Here is a 23,697-nt window from a genome sequence, read left to right on the forward strand (position 1 = left end):
TTGTTAGTTTTAATACATTAAAAATAGGTCTCGACTTTAGTTTATGCTGAGCATAGCCGAAGTACTCGACCTGACATAAATACAATTAGTATTTTGAATTTGAGAAAAAGAACAATCGAACTCATATTTAAAATAAAGATCAATTCAAGTTATGAGTAAGTATGTTTTTATCATATTAATGTCTATACACTTTTGTTCTTTCGGGCAACAAAAAGCCTTTAAGGGAGATCCAGACTACGCGTTTAAGGTAGCAAGAGATTTGGCCTTTAACAAACAGAGGACTCAGGCACAAGACACCCTGCTTCATATTTTAACAAAATACCCAGACTATCATGATATCCGTTCGTTTTTAGCAAGTACATATTCTTGGGATGGCCATTATAAAAAAGCCAAAAAGGAATTTGATTATGTATTAAATAAAGCTCCAGATAGGTTAGACACCTGGGAAGCTGCTATAAAAAATGAACAATGGAGCGGGGCACCATTTAGTGCTTTAGAAATGATAAAAAAAGCCTTAAAATATTTCCCCGAAAACTCAGAGATTTTATACTTAAAAGCAAGTGCAGAAGATGCATCAAACAATCCTGAAGAAGCACTAGCAACAATAGAAACCATTTTAAAAAAGGACTCCAAACACGAAAAAGCATTAGCCTATAAAGCTAGTTTAACCACTAAACTGAGTTTAAATACTATTGGATTAAGAGCTTCTATAGATTTATATTCTCAAGTCTTTGACCCCATGCAGTATTATCTAATAAAATACGCCAGAGCAACTAAATACGGAAGTATTCATGCCAAAATAAATATTAACAGACGATTTCAATCGAATGGAGCACAATTTGAAATTGATATGTATCCTAGAATAGTAAACGGGTTATATGCTTACTTGAATTTTGGTATAGCTAACTCATTTTTATTTCCAGATATAAGATATGGGGCAGAGTTATATAAATCGTTGCCTAAGGCTTTTGAAGCTTCATTAGGTTTTAGAGCTTTAAAGTTTAGTGCTACAACCACTATATATACGGGTTCTATTGGTTGGTATCAAAAAAACAATTATTGGGCATTTAGAGCATATGTAACCCCTGGCGAACCTAAAGCAAGTAAATCTGGAACCCTAAGTTTTAGAAAATATAGGAAAGATGCTAACAACTATTTTAGTGTCGATGTCGGTGCAGGTTTTTCTCCTGAAGAAAACAGGTTTAATTTTGGAGGCAATGAAGATTCCATTATCAACTTGCAGTCTCAAAAATTTAATTTAGGGTATTATTTTTCTTCAAAAAACAACAAGAATCTATGGGGAGCTCAGGCTGGCATAGCGCATCAGGAAATCAGCTTTAATCCAGGAACTTATTTCTGGATTTATTCATTTTCATTATCTTGGGACTTATTATTTAAGTAATAAATTTCAATCAAAAATCAAAAAATATTAGATGAATCAGAAACTTAAAACATCTTTAGCATTTGCAAAAAACTTACTCGTTACTGGTGCCATATCTGAAACCAGCAGACAGGTTGAAATTGATATTTGCAAGCACGTTTCTAAAGAAGACCATAAAGTTATTGTAGAGTTTGGAATGGGGCATGGTAATATTACTCAAGAGATATTGAACACGATATCACCAACATCAAAACTATATGCTTTTGAGGTAAAAGAAAGCTTCTGTGATCATGTAAGAAAACATATTATAGATGATAGATTAGTTATTGTTAACGACGGCGCTCAAAACTTAAAAAAACATATAAAAGAGAATGTAAATACTGTCATTTCATCCATTCCATTTTCCTTTTTTAGTAAAGAAAAAGGCTTAGCTATTATACAAGATGCTTACGATCTTTTGGAAAATAATGCCTACTATAGTCAAGTGTTATATACAAAATTCAACTTCAAGAAATTTCAGCAAATATTTGAGGCATGCGAAATGACTTCAAACAAAAACTTTATAACAGAATATATTTATCACTGTAGAAAGGTTAGAAATTAAAGTACAATACAAATGTCATCCAGAGCGTAGCGAACCTGTCTGGCCGAAGGTAGAGGATCTCACTATATTTAAGAACTACCAGTAGTAAAGTAAAAACAAAATTAGATTCTTCAATCGTAAGCTTCGCTTATATCTTCAAACAAATAGTTGTTTGATAATTTTCAATATATTTGGTGAGATACAACCTTTTTAAACACCCTCATTATTTTTTACATTATCAACATTATAATAGCCCCCTTTATTTTCTTTTCTATCTAAAGATTGCCTGATGATTAAGTGAGATACATTAACCATATTTCGCAACTCACAAAGCGATGTGGTTATCTTAGATTCTTTATAAAGGTCTTCAACTTCATTATATATTAAATCTAAATGTTTGATCGCCCTTTTTAATCGTTTGTTACTTCTTACAATCCCGACATAGTTTCTCATCAGGGCTTGTAGTTGTTTCAGGTTATGTTGTATTAAAATATGTTCTTCTGGAATAGTGGTTCCTTCATCGTTCCAATCTGGAATTATTAAATCTGTTGATTTATACTCCTTTTTACTATGATGCTTAAAAATATTATGAGCATATACCAAAGCTTCCAATAATGAATTTGACGCTAATCTATTGGCACCGTGCAAGCCTGTTCTCGTGCATTCACCGCATGCAAACAAATTATCTATAGTCGTTTTTCCTTTTTTACTAACTTTTATTCCTCCACACAAATAATGCGATGCTGGGATAACAGGAATCCAATCGGTTTCAATATTTATATGATGCTCTAAACATTTTTTATAAATGTTAGGAAAATGATCTTTGAACGCATCAATATCTAAATGTGTGCAGTCTAAATATACGTGAGGCTCTCCAGATTTTTTTAATTCACTATCTATACTTTGAGATACGATATCTCTAGACGCCAATTCTGCACGTTTATCATAATCCGGCATAAAACGATAGCCTTTTTTATTTCGAAGATAGGCACCAAACCCTCTAACTGCCTCAGATATTAAAAATGAAGACTCCCCCTTTTCTTCGTATAACGCTGTTGGGTGAAACTGAACAAACTCCATGTCTTTAATTCGTGCCTTAGCCCTGTAAGCCATTGCAATACCATCTCCAGTTGCAATAACCGGATTTGTTGTATGTCCGTACACACAACCTATACCACCAGAAGCCAGTAGCGTACTATTTGCCTTTATAGTAAAAATATCACCCGTTTTTTGATTAAAAACATAAGCTCCAAAACATGTTAAGTTTTCAGACTCATGGTCTTTAATATGATGATTTGTAACCAAATCTATAGCAAAATGGTGCGCTAAAATGGTGATATTTGGTAATTGATGTACGCGTTTTAAAAGAGCTCGTTCTATCTCGTAACCTGTAATATCTTTGTGATGAACCACTCGGTATTCCGAATGCCCGCCTTCTTTTCCTAAATCGAATTCTCCACTAGAATTAACATCAAAATTAGCGCCCCAAAGCAGTAATTCTTCCAATCGTTCAGGTCCTTCTTTAACAACAAGCTTAACAACATCTTCTTTACACAGACCATCACCCGCAATTAAAGTGTCTTTTATATGCTTCTTAAAAGAATCTTGCACTTTATCTAAAACCACAGCAACACCGCCTTGGGCATATTTAGTATTAGACTCATCTTCGTTAGCTTTCGTAACAACAACAATCTTTCTTTCTGGGAATTTTTCTGCAATTTTAACTGAAAATGTTAACCCTGCTATTCCTGAGCCAATTACTAAATAGTCTGTAGTAATCATTTTTATTTAGATAATTCTAACATACGTTCTATAGGTAGTAACGCTTTTTCTCTAATCGGTTCTGGCACTTCAATTTGTGGAGATTCGTTTAATAAACAATCATACAATTTCTGCATGGTATTCATTTTCATAAAATGACACTCACTACAAGCGCAAGTATTATCCTCTACAGCAGGTGCAGGAACAAGTTCAGTATTGGGCATCTCCTGCTGCATTTTATGTAAAATACCTGCTTCTGTTGCTACTATAAATTTCTCTTCCTGATGCTCTTTTACATAATTTATCATACCCGAAGTAGATCCAACATAAGTTGCTGTATTTAAGATATGCTCTTCAGATTCTGGGTGTGCTATAATTTTATAGTCTGGATATTTTTTATGTAATTCAATTAATTTATCCATTGAAAAGGCCTCATGCACAATGCAGCTACCATCCCAAAGCAACATATCTCTTCCTGTTTCTTTAATAACATATTTTCCAAGATTTTTATCTGGTGCAAAAATAATAGGTGTGTCTTTTGGTACCGATTCAACAATCTTTAAAGCATTTGAAGAGGTACATACAATGTCACTTAGCGCTTTAATTTCTGCCGAGCAGTTTACATAAGTAATCACAATATGATCTGGATGTTGCTTTGTGAATTTTTCAAAACTATCTGGCGGACAAGAATCAGCCAAAGAGCAACCAGCATTTAAATCTGGCAATACCACCGTTTTTGTTGGATTTAATATTTTGGCGGTTTCTGCCATAAAATGTACACCTGCAAAAACAATAACATCTGCATCTGTTTCAGCTGCCTTTTGTGACAAGCCTAAACTATCTCCTACATAATCTGCTATATCTTGTATCTCTGCTATTTGGTAATAATGCGCTAAAATAACAGCATTCTTTTCTTTTTTAAGGCGCTTTATTTCTTTTACTAAATCCATTTTACTAATCTTCAACACATTACACAACAAATCAATGTTTTTGTAATATCATTATTTCTGCAAATATCTTAATTAAAACTGTATTGAAAATCACATTACGGTAAAAATTTATGAAGAAATTAAGCATCTTCAAAAAAACATTGGATAAAGTAGTCTAACTTAAATAAACACTTTAATATTTCATAAAAATAGAATTAAATTATATTTAAAAACGCTATCAAGCAATAGCAGGTTGGCTTTTCATTGATAAACCTTCAATTTCAACTTTAATTAAACTTAAAGCCGTTTCACTTTTATCTAACTCATTTAAAACAACTTCTTTGATATCTTCAAAAGTATGTTTCAATTCACAAAACATGGTTTTGTAATAAGACACGCCTTCTTTCATATTGTTTGCAAAAGTAAGCAGGTATTTCTCTTCTTTTTTAGTAATTGATCGTCTCGCCTCTTCCAATTTATTCCTTAAAAAATCCATATAAATGTGTAATTCCTTAATAAAGAAATTAGGTCTATCTTGCCTTGTAACCATATTATCTCTTCCATAAATATGGTCAGTAATATTTTTCAAACTCATAACATCAGAATAATATGCCATGTTAGGGCCAGGACAAATAGACACGCCTTCCCCTTCTACTTTTGTATCTAAATTGTATGCTAAAAGAGCAGAAGTTCCTAAGCCTACACAGGTGCAAGATTTCTCTATTATTTTATTAAACTCAACTTGATAGGCTTCTAATGACAGCCCTTGTTCGTCTAATGCTTTTATTTTTAAATGTTGATATTCTCTGGAAGCAGTACAAATACCTTTTTCTTTAAACTCTTTATTTAAAGCAACAAATTTCTTTGGACAGGCACTACCTGGTCTTCCTTTATTAATGTACCCCTCCTTTTCAAGGTCTTTAGTATTATCTCTAAGATTATTAAATGGAATCCCTAATGGTGAAATATCGCTTAAATATAAATCTTCCTCTTTTGCTTTAGTTAACTTATCTAATGTTTTCTCATCTACAGTTGTCGCTTCTGGAACTAGTAAAAAAGGGGTTCCCCAACCTACTGAATCTAATTGATATTGGTTTATTAAAAACTCGTGCTCTTCCTGAGTTCCAACACCGCCTTGAGCCGTTATTTTAATATCTAACAACGCCTTTGGAATAACACGTTCTTGATTTAAAAGTTCTTGGTTTAATAACTGTTGTATAGAGGCTCTTAATTCATCTCGTTTTTCTTTAAACTCAGCTAAAACCGGTCCTAAAAGATACCCATCTGTGGCAAAAGCATGTCCGCCACAGTTTAGTCCAGATTCTATTCTATATTCTGAAACCCACAAGCCTTTTTTTGCTAAAAATTTCCCTTGAATTAAAGCCGATCTATAATCACTTACTTTTAGAATAATCCTTTTTTCAAACCCTCCTTTTTTATCTGGAAAAAAACCATCAAACTGCGACATGTAGCTATACAATCTTGGGTTCATACCCGCAGAAAGTACCACAGAAGAGTTTAGCTTACTATTGGCAAACCCTCTTAAAGCAGCATGCGCATCATTATATTCAACCGATAATTTTTCATTTTTCTTATAGTTATCTTTATCTACTTTAGTCATGATGTTAACATCAATAGATCCCATAGATAAATTGCCTGTTGCCCATTTTTTAACCTCAGAAAGGTTAAACTCCTTCGAGGTTAGTTTTTTAAATTCGTCCTTTATTTTAGAACCGTCAGGCAACATATTAATATAGGCACGGAGCTCATCACTTTTCTCTGTAGTTATATTCTTTAACGATTCAAATTTTTTATCAGCTAAATCACTTATTAAATTCAAATACGATGTGATTCTTTTCGCCCTAAAATCATCTATCTTATCTGTAATTTCTTTGTAAGGAACCTCAAATTTCTCACTGTACATTTTTCTTAATTTCTCTAGTAAAATATCATCAACTAAAGAAATCACAGAATCCATTCCGTATTGTGCTACTTTTAATGGTGTGTCTATTGTAAAACCTATGCCCATTACAGGAATGTGAAACGAATGTGTCTTTTTCATATTTGTTGTTATGTTAATCTACAAATATATAATCTCTAATAGGTATAGAACATGACATATATCATGCTTTAAATAACCAAACCCTTAATAAAATTGACAATGAAGCAGTTAAAAACACTAATTTTCACTAAAAAAATTAACGCTTTAAATCACGTATTTAGCAGATTTAAGACGTTTAAACATACGTTTTGTATTAAAAAAGCAATAGAAATCGATCTTTAATTTTCCTTAAGTTTTTAATATCTTTTTAAAATGGTATTTTCATTGTAAAGAAAAAGGGTTAGCCCCCTTTTTTTTTAATTATTCACAATTAGAATTCATCAAACTAAAAAAATCGATAAATCTCAATCGAGCCTTCGTGCTTTAATGAAAGCTTCACTATTTTTACAGTTAATTTTCAATAGAACGAGATTATGTCTGTAGAACCTAAGCTAACGCGATTTAATCAAACAGTATTGTCAAAATATCAGATATACAATAGTATATTTATGACATTACCTTTTGATTCTATAACAAAAACAGGAGTCTTACTCCCTTTATTTCATGAAACCTGTAAAAAAGGATTTAAACATGGTGATGATCCAACTACCATTGTTGAAACATTTTTTGAAAAATACCAAGCTCGTAGAAATAAGGAAAGTCAGATAAACTTATTATTTAGATTTATACAATACATTGAAAGACAAGTGGTTTTATTTGACGCCATCGAAGATGCCGCTTATTCAGTGGTAAACAATATGGATGGTATTGGCACTCTTAGAAACCTAAAAGGATCTGCAAGGTCTGAAGGAAATTTAGAAGAATTAAAAAACTTTCTGGAAGAGTTTAAAGTTCGTATTGTCTTAACAGCACACCCTACACAATTTTATCCAGGTTCTGTTTTAGGGATTATCACAAACTTAACAAAGGCTATCGAGGAAGATAACCTTTCTGAAATTCAGAACTTGTTTGCTCAATTAGGTAAAACACCTTTTTTCAAGCACAAAAAACCGACACCATACGACGAGGCAAAAAGTTTAATTTGGTATTTAGAAAACGTATTCTACCAGTCTTTTGGAGATATCTATAACTATATTCAAACTAATATTTATGCTGATGGGAAGAAGCATAATGATATTATAAATATTGGATTCTGGCCAGGTGGTGATAGAGATGGAAACCCTTTTGTAAAACCAGAAACCACTTTAAAAGTTGCTAAAAAACTTAAACGATCTATCCTTAAAAAATATTACCAAGATCTTAAAGATCTAAGACGCAAACTTACGTTTAGAGGTGTTGAGGATCGCATTATAAAACTTGAAACGATACTTTATAAATATAGCATCGATTTAAACTACAAAAAGGCTATTACAGAAAAAGAGTTTATTATTGAGTTAATAAGTATAAGAAATCTGGTTGTTAAAGAGCACCAATCTCTTTATGTAAATGAGTTAAACCACATTATAAACAGAGTACATCTTTTTGGTTATAGATTTGCAACTCTTGATATTAGACAAGATAGTAGAATTCATCATTCTGTTTTCACAACAGTAATAGATCATTTAATAAAAAATGGGGATAGCTCATTTCCAGAAAATTATCATGATTTATCTGAAAAAGAGCAGATTGAAATCCTATCTGAAGCATCAAGTCCTTCTATAGACATAAGTGTTTTTGAAGATGAAATGGTTTTTAATACCTTAAAAACTATTGAAGCCATTAAAGAAATCCAAGAGCTTAATGGCGAACGTGGTGCTAATAGATACATTATTAGTAACAATCAAACCGCTTTAAATATGATGCAGCTTTTTGCTATGCTTAAACTGGTTGCTTTTAAAGATAATTTAACGGTTGATGTGGTGCCGCTTTTTGAAACTATTACAGATTTAGAAAACGCCCCTGCTGTTATGGAGCAATTGTATACGAATCCTGCGTACAAAGCACACTTAGAAAAGAGAGGCAACAAACAACCTATTATGTTAGGTTTTTCAGACGGAACAAAAGATGGTGGTTATTTAATGGCGAATTGGGGTATTTACAAAGCCAAAGAATTACTAACAGAAATGTCTAGAAAATATGATATTACAGCTATTTTCTTTGATGGTCGTGGTGGACCGCCAGCTAGAGGTGGTGGTAAAACACATAATTTCTACTCTTCATTAGGCCCAACTATTGAAGATAAAGAAGTACAGCTTACCATTCAAGGACAAACCGTAAGTTCCAATTTCGGAACTTTAGATTCATCACAGTATAATTTAGAACAGCTAATCAGTTCTGGTATTAAAAACCGAATAGACGGAGAGAAAAATAAAATGTCTGATGCCGACAGAACCGTAATGAATGACCTTGCTGAAACTAGCTACCAGACTTATAAGGATTTTAAAAGTCATGCTATGTTTATTCCTTATTTGGAACGTATGAGTACTTTAAAATACTATGCTAAAACAAATATTGGTAGTAGACCATCTAAACGTTCTAATTCTAACGAGTTAGTGTTTTCAGACTTAAGAGCGATTCCGTTTGTAGGCTCTTGGAGTCAACTAAAACAGAATGTACCTGGATTCTTTGGTGTTGGTACTGCTATGAAAAAGTATGAAGATAGTGGCGAGTTTAATAAGGTAGAGCAGCTTTATAATAATTCGAAATTCTTTAAAACACTGTTAGAAAACAGTATGATGTCTTTATCTAAATCATTTTTTGATTTAACCAAGTACATGGCTAAAGATGAAGAGTTTGGCGAGTTTTGGAATATTATTTATGACGAATACCTAACAACCAAAAGACTCCTACTAAAACTAACGGGTTATGACGAGTTAATGGAAAACGAACCCGCAGGAAAAGCGTCTATTGAAGTTAGAGAATCTATTGTATTACCGTTGTTAACCATACAGCAGTATGCACTTAAAAAGATTCAGGAATTGCAAAAGGCAGATGTAAAAGATGAAGAACAAATAAAAATCTTTGAGAAGATAGTAACGCGTTCTTTATTTGGTAACATTAATGCTAGTAGAAACTCAGCTTAAACATATCGCAAATATTTAATAAAGTAAAGCCTTCGATTAATAATCGAAGGCTTTACTTTTTTTCATCGGATTTCAACCATCCTGATAGAATTTGAAAATCAATAGATTAAATAATTTAAAACCATACAAAATTCAACTTTAGTTTGTCAATTCTACTCCAAACTCTGAGAGTTGCTTGGCCTTTAATTTACAGGAGTTATTAAAAAAGGAAAGTTTGTAACTAATGCTATAAAGTTACAGAAGTAAAAACCTGTTTTTTTGTTAAAAATACGCAACCTAAATCCAATCTTAGCATCTACTTAAAAATGGAAAATTATGAGAATTTGGATTTTTAAACTAGTAGTATGTTTTAGTCTATTTAGTTGCAACTCTAACGACAATGAAATTGACAATATTAAATCTATCGACAACAACAAACCTTTTGAATATAGCTTTACAAAGTATCAATTTAACCATGAATTAACCAAAACAACAATACCTTATCACTTATTTGAACCTGAACAATCAATTAATACTGATGAGAAATTTCCTTTAATTGTTGCTTTACATGGTTCTGAATTTTTTGCTTCAAAAGAAGAAGACTTTTTATTTAGTGAAAAATTTGGATATTATGCACTTGCTTGGATTAAAGAAAGTAATCAGAAGAAGTACCCAGCTTACGTTCTTGCTCCTCATATACATGAAAATCTGTGGAAAGAAAATTTGTACGATACATGGGGTGCACTAAATTCTATTGATTTTATAGATAAATTAACAGATTACATCATTTCTAATAAAAACATTGATATTGACCGAATTTATTTAACAGGACACTCTATGGGAGGTGCAGGTACTTGGATTATTGGTGCCAAACTTAAAGATAAATTCGCGGCATTAGTTCCATTAAGTTCTGCATTAACAACTGGTAATAATTTATTTAAAGAGTTAAAGGAAAAAGTTGACAAGGGCATCTTTAAAGATCTTCCTGTTTGGAGTTTTATTCATAAAAAAGATGCCGATAACGGAGATAGAAGTCATAGTGGGCACGGATGTAGAGTTTTATTTGAAATATTTAAGAATAAGAACTATAAACCAGTAATTACTCATGGCTTTAGAGAAGAAGTAACAAATTTAAGCAAAGAAGAAATTGAACAAAAAATTTCTAAATGTTATATCCATTTTTATACAGAGTATAATTATGCTGATTGTACAGGAATATGTCACTATTCTATGACTAGAGCACTAAAAGAGCCTTTACTTTTTAAATGGCTTTTTCAACAAAAAAAATGATTAATACCCGAATAGTTTTGAAGTGTTCTATAAATAATTTGAATTATTTTTTATTCAGATAAAATACAAAATATAATCATAGCATTAGTTGATGTTTATTGTTCGAGGGAATTCAAAATTTGAAAAATAATTATCTGTTAAAAACAAAAGTGCTTTTTTAAGTGACTGAAAAATACCGCCGAATTAAACGAAAAAAACGCAATGAATTTTCTTGTAAAATATTTCCAAATGCTGAAAATTTTTGAATTTTAAAATATAAAACGAACTCTTTGTTGGCTATTTTTGACCTTTTATGAATCTGGAACAAACTTTTCCCAATTTCCATGTTTGCTAATTAACTCATCATCTTGCTTACAACTAAGACCATTTCCTGATATGTAATCATTCTCTGTTGATTCAATTATCATATCCTCCTCATCACACACCTGCTGTTTCCTAGAATGCGCTACCGCTATGTGCTTAGTGGCGGTAAGAGTAAGAAAAAGAAGAAGATAAACCCCAACCAAGTTGGGGTTAAACTATATTAAATCAGAAATAGAAATAAATTCAGTTTTATTTCAATCTAGTATCTGTAATGTTCAGGTTTATATGGGCCTTCAACAGTAACACCAATATAACTGGCTTGTTCTTCTCTAAGCTCTGTTAGTTCAACACCAATTTTTGCTAAGTGTAATTTAGCTACTTTTTCATCCAATGCTTTTGGTAGCATATAAACGTCATTTTTGTAAGCATCTGCATTATTCCAAAGCTCTATTTGCGCTAAAGTTTGGTTAGTAAATGAGTTACTCATTACAAAACTTGGATGCCCTGTAGCACAACCTAAGTTTACTAAACGGCCTTCAGCTAGGATAATAATATCTTTTCCATTTACTGTGTATTTATCTACCTGAGGCTTAATCGTATTCTTGGTATGACCATGATTATCGTTTAACCAAGCCATATCAATTTCATTATCAAAATGTCCAATGTTACAAACAATAGCCTTGTCTTTTAAAGCTTCGAAATGACGACCTTGAACGATATCCTTATTTCCAGTTGTAGTAATTACAATATCGGTATTACCAATAACAGTTTCCAGTTTTTTAACTTCAAAACCATCCATAGCAGCTTGTAAAGCACAAATAGGATCTATTTCTGTAACAGTTACAATACTTCCAGCACCTTTAAAAGAGGCAGCAGTTCCTTTACCAACATCACCATAACCACAAACAGTGGCACGTTTTCCAGCTAACATAATATCTGTAGCACGACGAATAGCATCTACAGCACTTTCTTTACAACCGTATTTGTTATCGAATTTCGATTTTGTAACCGAGTCATTAACATTAATTGCAGGCATTGGTAAAGTCCCATTCTTTACACGTTCGTAAAGTCTGTGAACCCCCGTTGTAGTTTCTTCAGACAAACCGTTAATTCCTACTGCTAATTCTGGATATTTGTCTAAAACCATATTAGTTAAATCACCACCATCGTCAAGTATCATATTAAGAGGTTGTCTATCCTCACCAAAGAAAAGAGTTTGTTCTATACACCAATCAAACTCTTCTTCTGTCATATCTTTCCATGCATAAACAGCAGTCCCAGCAGCAGCAATTGCAGCAGCAGCTTGATCTTGAGTAGAGAAAATGTTACAAGAACTCCAAGTAACTTCTGCTCCTAAAGCCTGTAAAGTTTCAATTAAAACCGCCGTTTGAATAGTCATATGTAAACAACCAGCAATTCTAGCTCCCTTAAGAGGTTGTGAGTTTTTATATTCTTCACGTAAACTCATAAGCCCTGGCATTTCTGCTTCAGCTAATTCTATTTCTTTTCGACCCCAATCAGCAAGTGAAATGTCTTTTACTTTGCTGGCAACATAAGGAATTGTTTTTGTACTCATATTATTAATGTTTTCTTTTGTTTTTAATTCTAAACAAGATTGTGATTAGCACTTAAATAGTTAAATTCGCTTATCAAAAAATTACAATCCTATTATTAGGAGATGCAAAGATAACCAATAACTTTAAGAATAATAAATGCCTCTTTATAAAAGCATAAGTCCAAATTCACAAACTACTGTTAAAATCTGGAAGATTGATGAGTCTTATGATGATTTAATGCAATCAATAGACCTAAAACCTGAAAGCTTAGAGCGTGTTTTAAAGATGAAAAGTGAACTGCACCAACGCGGATTTTTAAGTGTTCGTTGTTTATTGGCAGAATTTGGATATCAAGATTCAGACTTGTTTTACGATGACCATGGGAAGCCGCATTTAAAAGATGGAAAACAAATTTCTATAACGCATTCATTTAATTTTTCGGGAGTCATTATTAGTGACTTAACTATTGGGATAGATATTGAAAAACAGCGTGATAAAATTACTATTATCGCTCATAAATTTATTGATTATGAAAGTGATTATTTAAATGAAGAAGACGATAGCTATATAGAAAAACTAACTGCTATTTGGTGTGTCAAAGAATCATTATACAAATTATTTGCGACTCCTGGATTAAGTTTTCAAAAACACTGTTTGGTCATTCCGTTTTCTATTAATGATTGTGAAACAGTTGCCTGGATTGATTATAAAACAAAAAAGCGTCGTTACAATATTCACTTTTTAACGTTTGAAGGGTTTACCTGTGCTTACGCCATTTCTTAGATGAAGCATATTTATAACGATATATTAGCATCAATTTCTAAAGGAGAAAAACTACTAGCTGTTTTAATAGATCCAGATAAAATAAAGATTGATAACGTATCAGGTTTTATTGAAAAAGTGAATACATCTATAGCAACTCACATTTTAGTTGGAGGAAGTACTGTGGATGAGAATATTACAAGTCTTTTAGTTGAAAAAATAAAGAAGTACACAACGTGTCCTGTTGTTTTATTTCCTGGGGATGTTACTCAAATTACGAGTAAAGCAGATGCTATTTTATTTCTCTCTTTAATTTCAGGAAGAAACCCAGAGTATTTAATTGGCAAGCATATAAAGTCTATTTCGAAATTAAAAGAAACAAATCTTGATGTCATTTCAACAGGTTATATTCTAATTGAAAGTGGAAAAGAAACAGCTGTTGAAAGAGTGACAGAAACGGAGCCTCTATTAAGGACTAATATTCAACATATCGTAGATACAGCAAAAGCAGGAGAATTACTTGGAATGAAACTCATTTATCTTGAAGCAGGAAGTGGCGCCAAGGTTTCGATCTCAAAAGAAATTATGTTAAATGTAAAGAAAGCTATAAATATTCCGTTAATTGTTGGAGGCGGTATTAGAAGTAAAAAACAATTAGAAACTGCTTACGATTTTGGAGCCGATTTAGTGGTGATTGGCACAGCTTTTGAGGAAGATGAATCTTTTTTTGACGAATTAAAACCCCCATGGTCCGTTGGACATTTCTCCAAAAGGGGAAAATAAAAATGAGGATATAACAAATTATAAATTAAGTTTAACATAACAATGTCGACCCTAAGGGAGATTAAGAGGGGAATGAAAATATCAGTAGAATTAACGATAACACCTTTGCAGAATGATTTTGAACCTGCAATTATTCATTTTATTAAAAAATTAAGAGCTTCAAACCTTAAGGTTATGGAGAATCCTTTAAGTACACAAGTTTATGGCGATTATAACGAGGTCATGGAACTTCTTACTACAGAAATTAAAGAAGCTTTCGAACTTATGGAAAGTGGCTTATTATATATGAAAATTGTAAAATCGGATAGACACGATTATGAGCCCCATTTTTGATTTTTTTTTCGGACAGTATTCAGAATATGAAACGATTGATATTTTATTAGAAGTCGTAGCAATTATTTTTGGGTTTCTGTCTGTCTGGTATTCAAAACAAAATAAAATTTGGGTGTTTCCAACAGGTATGATAAGTACAATAATATTTGTGTATTTATTATTCAAGTGGGAGCTTTTGGGAGATATGATGATAAATGGGTATTACTTTATAATGAGTGTTTACGGATGGTACATTTGGACAAGAAAAATAGATAATACGCATGTAACTCCAATTTCAAGGACCACGGTTAAAGAGAAAGGAATTAGTACATTTATATTTTTGAGCACTTTGCTATTTGTGTTTTTGGTATACAATACTTTTGAGAAATGGACAAGTTGGGTTGCTTATATTGACACAGTTACTACAGCAATATTTTTTGTAGGCATGTGGTTAATGGCAAGAAGAAAATTAGAACATTGGATTTTTTGGATTATAGGGGATTTAATATCAATACCTCTATATTTTTATAAAGGATTTACATTTACGAGTTTTCAGTATTTAGGGTTTACATTAATAGCGGTATTTGGTTATTTATCATGGAAGAAAAGTATAAACAGCAATCTGCAAACTGTATAAAAGTAGTTTTGTTTGGTCCCGAATCTACAGGGAAAACAACATTGTCAAGACAATTGGCAAGACACTACAATTCAGTTTGGGTACCAGAATATGCACGAGACTATCTCCAGAATAAATGGAATAATGAACGAAAAACTTGCGAGGAATATGATTTATTGCCCATAGCAGAAGGACAAATGAAACTTGAAAATGAATTGGCAAAAAAAACAGATTCGGTTTTAATTTGTGATACCGATTTATTAGAAACCAAGGTGTATTCTGAAGTCTATTACTCAGGGAATTGTGATCCAATGCTTGAAAAATATGCATTAGAAAACACTTACAATTTATATTTTTTAACTTATATTGACACACCCTGGGAAGCGGATGATTTGCGTGATAAACCAGAAGATAGAGAAGGGATGTTTAAAGCTTTTCAAAATGAATTGATAAGAAGTAAGAAACCATATGTATTGTTAAAAGGCGATAAAAAACAACGCCTGGAAACAGCTATTAAACATATAGACAAACTACTAAAAAAATAATTGATGTTTATCGAAAAAGACATTCAACAAATAGAAAATAAAGGGATTACAGTAAAACAGGTTAATGATCAAGTGTCTCGTATAAAAAATGGGATGTCTTATTCTAACTTAGTAGCAGCTGCAACCATAGGAGAAGGCATTGAAAGTTATAACGAACAAGAGAAAAAAGATTTTATTAAACTGTATGAATCAAAACAAAATTCTTTATCCTCTTTAAAATTTGTACCAGCATCTGGAGCAGCAACTAGAATGTTTAAATTTTTATTTCAGTTTCTGAAAAATTTCAATCCTTCAAAAGAAAGCATTGAGGATTATGCTAAAAAATATAATGATACATTGATTAAAACGTTTGTTTCTAATTTGGAAAAGTTTCCATTTTATGATAAAGTCGTATTAGAAGTTAAACAAGAACATTCAAATTTTGATAATTTACCGCAAGGAGAAAAATATCTACAATTTGTAAAAACTATATTGGACGTAAACAACCTTAATTATAGCTTTTTTCCTAAAGGATTGCTTCCTTTTCATAAATATAACGATGCTGTAATAACCGCTTTTCAAGAACATTTATTTGAGTCAACGCTGTATGCGTCATCAAACAATAAAGCAAATCTTCATTTTACAGTTTCAGAAAAGCACCATGCTTATTTTATTGAAGAGTTAAATCGTTTAAAAGAAGATCTGGAACAAAAAAGAGACACCACTTTTAATGTGTCGTTTTCATATCAGCAAGAAGCAACAGAAACGGTTGCATTAACAACCGAAGGACAGGTTTTTAGAAACGAAGATGGTTCTATTTTATTTAGACCTGCTGGGCATGGTGCCTTACTAGAAAATTTAAATGATTTAAACAACGATATTATTTTTATTAAAAATGTTGACAATATTGTAGTTTCTGATAAAAATATAGAGGTTTCTGAGTATAAAAAATTACTTGCAGGCATACTAATAAAAATTCAAGAGCAGATTTTTACGTTTTTGCATAAACTTGATGAAGCCTTAGTTTTAGAAGAACAACTTCTTGAAATTGTTGCCTTTCTATCAAGTAAAATGCATGTTTCTATTGATGAAGACTTTGAAGATTTTACTTTAGAAGAAAAAAAAGAATATTTAAAAGATAAATTAAACCGTCCAATTCGTGTATGTGGTATGGTTAAAAATGAAGGTGAACCAGGAGGAGGGCCTTTTTGGGTGAAAGATAAAAACGGAGTCATATCATTACAAATAGTTGAATTTGCTCAAATTGATATTCAAGATAGTACACAACAAGACATCGTAAAAAATGCAACTCATTTTAATCCAACAGATTTAGTTTGTGGTGTTAAAAACTATAAAGGAGAAAAATTCAATCTTAAAGAATTTGTAGATCCTGAAGCGGCCTTTATAACCTTAAAAACCCAAAATGGTATAGATATAAAGGCATTAGAACTTCCTGGTTTATGGAATGGTAGCATGGCATATTGGAATTCTATTTTTGTTGAAGTTCCTTTAAGTACTTTCAATCCTGTAAAAACGGTTAACGATTTACTTAAGCCAGCACACCAGATATAGTAATGTTTAATAAAGAAACCTTAATACAGGAGTTAAACTTTAAAGCAATTAGAAGCTCAGGAAGTGGTGGCCAACATGTAAATAAAGTGTCCTCGAAAATTGAATTAACTTTTAATTTAGTTGAATCGCTGGTTTTTAATGAAGAACAAAAAATACGTCTTCAAAATAAGCTAAAACAGCGATTGACTAAAGATGGCTGTTTAATTTTACAATGTGATGAAAGCAGAAGCCAACATAAAAACAAAGAACTTGCTATAAAACGTTTTCTAGAATTAATCCGTGTGGGTCTAATTATTCCAAAAAAACGCATTCCTACTAAAATCCCTAAAGCAGTTATTAGAAAGCGATTAAAAAATAAACGTAATCTTTCTGATAAAAAAACAAATAGAAAGAAACCAGATATTGACTAAAATAATTGTCAATTAGTATCTTAACAATTATTAATTGTTAGTATCTTTGCGGCGTTCTCAAAAAAGGGGTGCCTTTGAAGTTAACAATCATCAGTTTTTCAGTTAGCAGTCTAAAATATATCGACTTTTATAACTTTAAACTTTTAATTTAACTGTCATAGAGCTGAGATCATACCCAATGAACCTGGAACAGGTAATGCTGTTTAGGGATTTTAAAAATTAACTTTAACTAACAATAAAGAATAATTACCTCTTTTTATTCGATTATAAAATATAATCGTAATGAAATCGACTTCTAAAAAGTTATTCTTAAACTCAAAGAATGATAATTTTTTTAAACAAAGATTCAATTTTGACTTTCAAAATAACACCTTCAAAATTAAAAATTCAGTTCTTTTTTTAATACTATTAGTGTTATCGGTTAGTGCGAGAGCACAAGACAATCAAAAACAACAAGATTCTACTAAAACAGAAAAACTAGATGAAGTTCTTCTCTCTGCAACTAGAGCGAAAGACAAAACACCAGTAGCTTTTACTAACATTACAAAGGAGACATTAGAATCCATTAATTTAGGTCAGGATTTACCTATTTTATTAGATCAGTTACCATCGGTAGTTACCACAAGTGATGCTGGTGCGGGAGTTGGTTATACAGGTATTAGAGTACGTGGTAGTGATGCTACCAGAGTAAATGTAACCATTAATGGAATCCCTTATAATGATGCGGAAAGCCAAGGAACATTCTGGGTTAATATGCCAGATTTTGTGTCTTCAGTAGAAGATATACAATTACAACGAGGTGTGGGGACATCAACAAATGGCGCAAGTGCTTTTGGGGCAAGTTTGAATTTAAAAACCTTAAACCCTTCAACCCAAGGATATGCTAGAACGACTAATGCTGTTGGTAGTTTTGGAACTAGAAAACATAATATTAGCATTGGTTCAGGACTTAAAAATAACTTTTATGCAGAAGGAAGATTGTCTAATATTCAAAGTGATGGTTATATAGATAGAGCAAGAGCCGATTTAAATTCGTACTATTTAGAAGCAGGGTTTTTAAATAAAAAAACAGCAGTAAAAGCTATTGTTTTTGGAGGAAAAGAAGAGACTTATCAGTCATGGTATGGTACACCGGAAGCTGTTGTAAATAACGATAGAGACGGAATACAGGCATTTATTGATAGAAACTTTCCCTCTGATGAAGAAGCTCAGAATCTATTAAATTCAGGAAGAACGTATAATTTTTATACTTACGATAATGAGGTAGATAACTATCAGCAAACACATTATCAGTTGCATGTTTCTCATCAGTTTAATAATCATTTTTCTGCAAACATTTCAGGGAATTACACCAGAGGAAAAGGGTATTTTGAGCAGTACAAAGATGACGAAGAATTAGGTGATTATTTTCCTAATAGTGTAAATGCATCAGACGAAGGTGATGTTATTAGAAGGCGTTGGTTAGATAACGATTTTTATGCATTTGTATATTCCTTAAACTATAAAAAAGAAAATCTAAACTTATATTTAGGTGGTGGTTATAATACTTATAAAGGCGATCATTTTGGAGAAGTTATTTGGGATTCATTTGCGTCTTCAATCCCTATTAGAAGCAATTACTATTTTAGTTATGGAGACAAAAAAGATTATAGTACTTATGTAAAAGCAGAATACACTATTAGTAGTAATTTATTTGCCTTGTTGGATTTACAATATAGATGGGTAGATTATGAATCTGTAGGAACAAGTTCAGATTTGTTAAATATTAATGTAAATGAATCGTATGATTTTTTTAATCCTAAATTCGGATTAACATATACACTAGATAACTATAATAGTATTTACGGATCTTTTGCTATAGCAAATAGAGAGCCGAATAGAGATGATTTGACTAAAAACCCAGTGCGTCCAAAATCGGAACAACTTCATGATTTTGAGTTTGGTTACAAACTAAGAAAAGAAAAATTTTATGCTACTGCTAATTTATACTACATGAATTATAAAGATCAGCTAGTTTTAACAGGAGATCTGGATGATGTAGGAGACCCTATCAGACAAAATGTAGACAAAAGTTATAGAGCAGGAATAGAATTGCAAACAGGTTATAAAGTATCTGATCAATTTAGAGTGGATGCCAATGCGACATTTAGTCAAAATAAAATAAAAGCTTTTGATTATGTAATTTATGATACTCAATATGACCCAAATACGTTTGATAGTGTTTCTTATGAACCTGTCGTTACGCAATTTGAAGACACAGATATATCCTTTTCTCCAAATGTTATTTTTGGAAGCACTCTAACCTATTCTCCAATTAAAAACGGAAGTATAGCTTTACTGTCTAAGTATGTTGGAAAGCAGTACTTGGATAATACGTCTAGTAATGATAAAAGTATGGATGCTTATTTTGTGAATAATTTAAATGTATCCTACAAGATCAAACCAAAATGGATTAAGGAGATAGGGATTAATTTGTTGGTGAATAACTTATTTGATTCGGAGTATGTTTCCAATGGTTATACCTATAGTTATTTTTATAGACCAGTAGGCTCGTCTGATGCCCCTATAACTGAGAATTTTTACTATCCCCAAGCAACGACTAACTTTTTGTTAGGACTTACATTAAAATTTTAAAAACTAAGTGCATTGTTTTGATGTTGTATTGAGTTTGTCGGAGGCATCTTGTCATGATGAGATGTCTCGCCACTCATGCTTCGCTCCGTCGATGACAAACAGTTCTATTTAATTGGATTATATAAGATGTTTTTAGTAAAGTTTACATCGACTCAGGTTAAATTATAAAGCTTTTTAGGCCTCTTAATTAAATATTAAGAGGTTGTTCCCGTTTTTTTCTACTCTATAATTTTTCAAACTACATGGCAAATTTTTATTTCCTAATGATTGACCAGTAACTAAGCTGTATTCGTTTTTATCGTCACAGCCACAAGTAGCGTTTAATCCAGAAGGAACAAGAGAAGAACAAGCACTGGGTACATGATTTGGATCACTGGCATCCCATGCAAAAAAATCGGCACCTGTACTAGCAACAATAATCCCACCATTTCCTGCATTTTCTATATATACAGAATTTCCTGCAAAAGGTAATTGACTATATTGAGGTAAGCTAAGATTGATATTAACATTAACACCTAGATCTAATAAAAATTTACAATTTTCATTATCAACAGAATTTTTACTGCAAGATGATAAAATAACGAGGAAAATAAGGTAGTAAACAGGCTTCATAATAATTTTAAAAATTAAAAATGCAATTTACAACAAAAAGCAAATTGAGTTAAATATTTTGTATATTTGTTATACAATCTCGTGTTAGCGAGATTTATATATGCTGAACCTGTGTGTTCGGCATCTTTTATTAAGTAAAACGATGAAGTTATGAGTAAAGTATCGTACTATACACCTGAGGGGTTAAAAAAATTAAGAGACGAGCTACAGCAATTAAAAGATGTAGAGCGAGTAAAAGCTTCTAGAGCCATAGCTGAAGCTAGAGATAAAGGGGATTTAAGTGAAAATGCTGAATATGATGCTGCTAAAGAAGCACAGGGGATGTTGGAAATGCGCATTTCTAAATTAGAAGATGCATTAGCAGGAGCTAGGGTTATTGATGAATCTCAATTAGACAATTCTAAGGTATTGGTATTATCTAAAGTTAAAATAAAGAATCAGACCAATGGTATGGAAATGAATTATACTTTGGTAGCAGATGGGGAAGCTGATTTAGCTTCAGGCAAAATTTCTGTGAATTCGCCTATAGGTAAAGGTTTACTTGGAAAATCTGTAGGTGATGTTGCTGAAATTCAAGTGCCTAATGGTGTTATGAAGTTTGACATTATAGAAATTTCCAGGTAAAAAAGATATTTTTATTTATATCTTTCGACCAATACTTCAGATGAATTCTAACCAAAAGCATTTCTGAGTAATATACGCTCTCAATTAATATGGCTTCAATTTTCACAAAAATAGTTAACGGAGAAATCCCTTGTTATAAAGTAGCAGAAACAGACGATTTTTTAGCATTTTTAGATGTAAACCCAAATAGTGAAGGACATACACTCTGTATTCCTAAACAAGAGGTTGATAAAATTTTTGACTTAGATGAAGCAACTTATAATGGGTTAATGAGTTTTTCAAGACATGTTGCGCTGGCAATAGAAAAAGCAATACCTTGCGAGCGAGTAGGAATGTCTGTTATAGGTTTAGAAGTGCCACATGCTCATGTACACTTAATCCCATTACATACGATGGAAGATGCTCGTTTTATTAAAAAGGCAAAGCTGTCAACAGAAGCATTCCAAAACTTAGCAAAAGCGATTAAAGCGCAATTATAAGTTAGGATACATTGCAATTATTACTGCTATAGCTATGAAGCCAGTTAAAATAATAGCCACCCACCACAATGTTTTCTTTAAGTAGGTTGATGCCTTTTTGGGAATAAATGCTTTTTTCTGATACTCGAAAACACGCTCAATATCATCAGTCCATTTTACTGGATAAATAATCGTATTACACGTTTTGCAGACAATTTCATGACTAATTTTAGAAGTAATAGACTTGTAAAATTTAGTATCAATTACTTTCTGTTTAAAATACAAGCGTAAGCCTTCTTTGCTATAACACTCTGGGCAGTTGTTTGTCAATACAACTTCTTTAATGGTAACTAGTTTTTTGGACATAATTTGGGGCACGTTTTAAACTAATTTGTATAGTGGTTCCTTTTTCTTTTTGAGATTGTAAAACCTTTATTTTACCGTTATGGAAATCTTCTATAATGCGTCTGGTGAGTGATAATCCTAAACCCCAACCGCGTTTTTTTGTAGTGTATCCAGGAGTAAAAATTTTATTAAAGTCTTTTTTAGGGATTCCTTTTCCTGTATCAGTAATACTAACTTTCACATTGTTTTCTAATTGAGAAATTTCAACGATAAGTTTACCTCTGCCCTTCATAGCATCTATAGCATTTTTTACCAGATTTTCAATAGTCCAACTATATAATTGTTTATTGAGATTTACTGGGATGCCGCCTTCAGGAGTTATGATTTTAAAGTCTATAAGGTTTGAGGATCTCGCTTTTAAATAATCGTAAGAGTCAATGGTTTCTTTAATAATATCGGTTACTTCTAAAGTAGGCAAAGAACCAATTTTACTAAAACGTTCGGTGATGGTTTGTAATCGGTCTACGTCTTTTTCAATTTCAGCAATATAATCTGGATTTACATGTTCGCTTTTTAAAATTTCTGTCCAACCTATTAAAGAAGATAACGGAGTTCCTATTTGATGTGCAGTTTCTTTAGCCATACCAGACCACAGCTTATTTTGGGTAGCATTCTTATTACTGCTATAAAAAAAGAAAATAACGGCGCCAAATAACACAACAATAAGTAAAAGCGCTAATGGGTAATATTTTAATTTATTTAGTAATGGAGAATTTCCATAGTAAATGGTACTGGCGATACTGTTTCCAATTTTTATAGGGATGGGGTTATTCTCTTTTTCGAATTTTAAAATTAATTTATTAACATATACAGAATCAGTAATTTTATTGTCGTCTATATTATTGTATGTTCCTAAACTACCATCTTCATTTATAACAATCATTGGAGTTGTTTTGTTACTAGTTAAGATTTGTAGAGTTAGCTCCATATCGGAATTCACATTAGAATTCACAAATTCATTTTGAGCCAATGACCAATTTTCCATTTTGGTACGCTCTTCCTCCTTAAAATGCTGAAAAAATTCATAGGTTTTCCACAAAATAAGAGAGACTATAAAAAAAGACGCAATTATAATAATCCAACGAAACGCGTTACCATACTTTGTAAAAATCATTGATTAATTAAATTTAACTTGTAAT

General features: G+C 31.8%; 21 protein-coding genes. 14 read left to right on the plus strand and 7 right to left on the minus strand.

What is annotated here, in order from left to right; all coding sequences use genetic code 11:
• Positions 1-151: 151 nt before the first annotated feature.
• A complete protein-coding gene (locus tag Q4Q39_RS07560; RefSeq protein WP_303281796.1) occupies positions 152-1,402 on the plus strand; it encodes a YaiO family outer membrane beta-barrel protein in 1,251 nt (416 codons plus the stop codon).
• A gap of 31 nt (positions 1,403-1,433) precedes the next feature.
• The gene (locus Q4Q39_RS07565; RefSeq protein ID WP_303281797.1) at positions 1,434-1,985 is read left to right on the plus strand and encodes a class I SAM-dependent methyltransferase; all 552 of its coding nucleotides are present in this window, start codon (positions 1,434-1,436) and stop codon (positions 1,983-1,985) included.
• A 189-nt stretch (positions 1,986-2,174) separates the two neighbouring features.
• Here Q4Q39_RS07565 and nadB read toward each other — a convergent pair whose 3' ends face one another.
• The 3 genes from nadB to Q4Q39_RS07580 form a co-directional block, all read right to left on the minus strand.
• Positions 2,175-3,746, minus strand: a complete 1,572-nt coding sequence (gene nadB, locus Q4Q39_RS07570) for an L-aspartate oxidase (protein WP_303281798.1) — start codon at positions 3,744-3,746, stop codon at positions 2,175-2,177.
• A gap of 2 nt (positions 3,747-3,748) precedes the next feature.
• Positions 3,749-4,675, minus strand: a complete 927-nt coding sequence (nadA, locus tag Q4Q39_RS07575) for a quinolinate synthase NadA (protein WP_303281800.1) — start codon at positions 4,673-4,675, stop codon at positions 3,749-3,751.
• A 217-nt stretch (positions 4,676-4,892) separates the two neighbouring features.
• A complete protein-coding gene (locus Q4Q39_RS07580) occupies positions 4,893-6,716 on the minus strand; it encodes a hypothetical protein (RefSeq protein WP_303281801.1) in 1,824 nt (607 codons plus the stop codon).
• A gap of 413 nt (positions 6,717-7,129) precedes the next feature.
• Here Q4Q39_RS07580 and Q4Q39_RS07585 point away from each other — a divergent pair, with 413 nt between their 5' ends.
• Positions 7,130-9,718 (plus strand): phosphoenolpyruvate carboxylase, encoded by a 2,589-nt coding sequence (locus Q4Q39_RS07585; RefSeq protein WP_303281802.1) that lies wholly within the window; start codon positions 7,130-7,132, stop codon positions 9,716-9,718.
• A gap of 315 nt (positions 9,719-10,033) precedes the next feature.
• A complete protein-coding gene (locus tag Q4Q39_RS07590) occupies positions 10,034-10,987 on the plus strand; it encodes a carboxylesterase family protein (protein WP_303281803.1) in 954 nt (317 codons plus the stop codon).
• Between the two features lie 562 nt (positions 10,988-11,549).
• Here Q4Q39_RS07590 and ahcY read toward each other — a convergent pair.
• Entirely contained in the window at positions 11,550-12,866 is a 1,317-nt protein-coding gene (gene ahcY, locus Q4Q39_RS07595; RefSeq protein ID WP_303281804.1) for an adenosylhomocysteinase, read from the minus strand.
• Between the two features lie 136 nt (positions 12,867-13,002).
• Here ahcY and Q4Q39_RS07600 point away from each other — a divergent pair, with 136 nt between their 5' ends.
• The 8 genes from Q4Q39_RS07600 (at position 13,003) to Q4Q39_RS07635 (ending at position 20,459) form a co-directional block, all read left to right on the plus strand.
• Positions 13,003-13,629, plus strand: coding sequence for a 4'-phosphopantetheinyl transferase family protein (locus tag Q4Q39_RS07600; protein WP_303281805.1), 627 nt, complete (start codon positions 13,003-13,005; stop codon positions 13,627-13,629).
• On the plus strand, positions 13,630-14,391 hold the full coding sequence (locus tag Q4Q39_RS07605) for a geranylgeranylglyceryl/heptaprenylglyceryl phosphate synthase (protein WP_303281806.1): 762 nt from the start codon (positions 13,630-13,632) through the stop codon (positions 14,389-14,391).
• Positions 14,392-14,463: 72 nt separating this feature from the next.
• Positions 14,464-14,724 carry a thiamine-binding protein gene (locus Q4Q39_RS07610; RefSeq protein ID WP_303281807.1) on the plus strand — a complete coding sequence of 87 codons (261 nt, stop codon included), beginning with the start codon at positions 14,464-14,466 and terminating at the stop codon, positions 14,722-14,724.
• Positions 14,708-15,340, plus strand: a complete 633-nt coding sequence (gene pnuC / locus Q4Q39_RS07615) for a nicotinamide riboside transporter PnuC (protein WP_303281808.1) — start codon at positions 14,708-14,710, stop codon at positions 15,338-15,340. Before Q4Q39_RS07610 ends, pnuC begins: the two co-directional genes overlap by 17 nt.
• On the plus strand, positions 15,301-15,864 hold the full coding sequence (locus Q4Q39_RS07620; protein ID WP_303281809.1) for an AAA family ATPase: 564 nt from the start codon (positions 15,301-15,303) through the stop codon (positions 15,862-15,864). The genes pnuC and Q4Q39_RS07620 overlap by 40 nt, the downstream gene beginning before the upstream one ends.
• 3 nt (positions 15,865-15,867) lie before the next feature.
• Entirely contained in the window at positions 15,868-17,415 is a 1,548-nt protein-coding gene (locus Q4Q39_RS07625) for a DUF4301 family protein (RefSeq protein ID WP_303281810.1), read from the plus strand.
• Positions 17,416-17,417: 2 nt separating this feature from the next.
• Positions 17,418-17,825, plus strand: coding sequence for an alternative ribosome rescue aminoacyl-tRNA hydrolase ArfB (gene arfB, locus Q4Q39_RS07630; RefSeq protein ID WP_303281811.1), 408 nt, complete (start codon positions 17,418-17,420; stop codon positions 17,823-17,825).
• 282 nt (positions 17,826-18,107) lie between these two features.
• The gene (locus Q4Q39_RS07635; protein ID WP_303281812.1) at positions 18,108-20,459 is read left to right on the plus strand and encodes a TonB-dependent receptor; all 2,352 of its coding nucleotides are present in this window, start codon (positions 18,108-18,110) and stop codon (positions 20,457-20,459) included.
• A gap of 183 nt (positions 20,460-20,642) precedes the next feature.
• Here the strand turns inward: Q4Q39_RS07635 and Q4Q39_RS07640 are convergent, their stop codons facing one another.
• Positions 20,643-21,071, minus strand: coding sequence for a Rieske (2Fe-2S) protein (locus tag Q4Q39_RS07640; RefSeq protein ID WP_303281813.1), 429 nt, complete (start codon positions 21,069-21,071; stop codon positions 20,643-20,645).
• A 150-nt stretch (positions 21,072-21,221) separates the two neighbouring features.
• On the opposite strand from Q4Q39_RS07640, the gene greA reads away from it, so the two are divergent.
• Complete coding sequence (gene greA, locus Q4Q39_RS07645; RefSeq protein WP_303281814.1) at positions 21,222-21,695, plus strand: transcription elongation factor GreA; 474 nt, start codon at positions 21,222-21,224, stop codon at positions 21,693-21,695.
• A gap of 89 nt (positions 21,696-21,784) precedes the next feature.
• Positions 21,785-22,174 carry an HIT family protein gene (locus tag Q4Q39_RS07650; protein WP_303281815.1) on the plus strand — a complete coding sequence of 130 codons (390 nt, stop codon included), beginning with the start codon at positions 21,785-21,787 and terminating at the stop codon, positions 22,172-22,174.
• Here Q4Q39_RS07650 and Q4Q39_RS07655 read toward each other — a convergent pair.
• Together Q4Q39_RS07655 and Q4Q39_RS07660 are read right to left on the minus strand one after the other, a co-directional pair.
• Positions 22,169-22,519, minus strand: a complete 351-nt coding sequence (locus Q4Q39_RS07655) for a hypothetical protein (RefSeq protein ID WP_303281816.1) — start codon at positions 22,517-22,519, stop codon at positions 22,169-22,171. The genes Q4Q39_RS07650 and Q4Q39_RS07655 overlap by 6 nt on opposite strands.
• Positions 22,494-23,672, minus strand: a complete 1,179-nt coding sequence (locus Q4Q39_RS07660) for a sensor histidine kinase (RefSeq protein WP_303281817.1) — start codon at positions 23,670-23,672, stop codon at positions 22,494-22,496. The genes Q4Q39_RS07655 and Q4Q39_RS07660 overlap by 26 nt, the downstream gene beginning before the upstream one ends.
• Between the last annotated feature and the right edge of the window lie 25 nt (positions 23,673-23,697).

Origin of the sequence: Flavivirga amylovorans, from assembly GCF_030540875.1 — a bacterium.
Taxonomy (GTDB): domain Bacteria; phylum Bacteroidota; class Bacteroidia; order Flavobacteriales; family Flavobacteriaceae; genus Flavivirga; species Flavivirga amylovorans.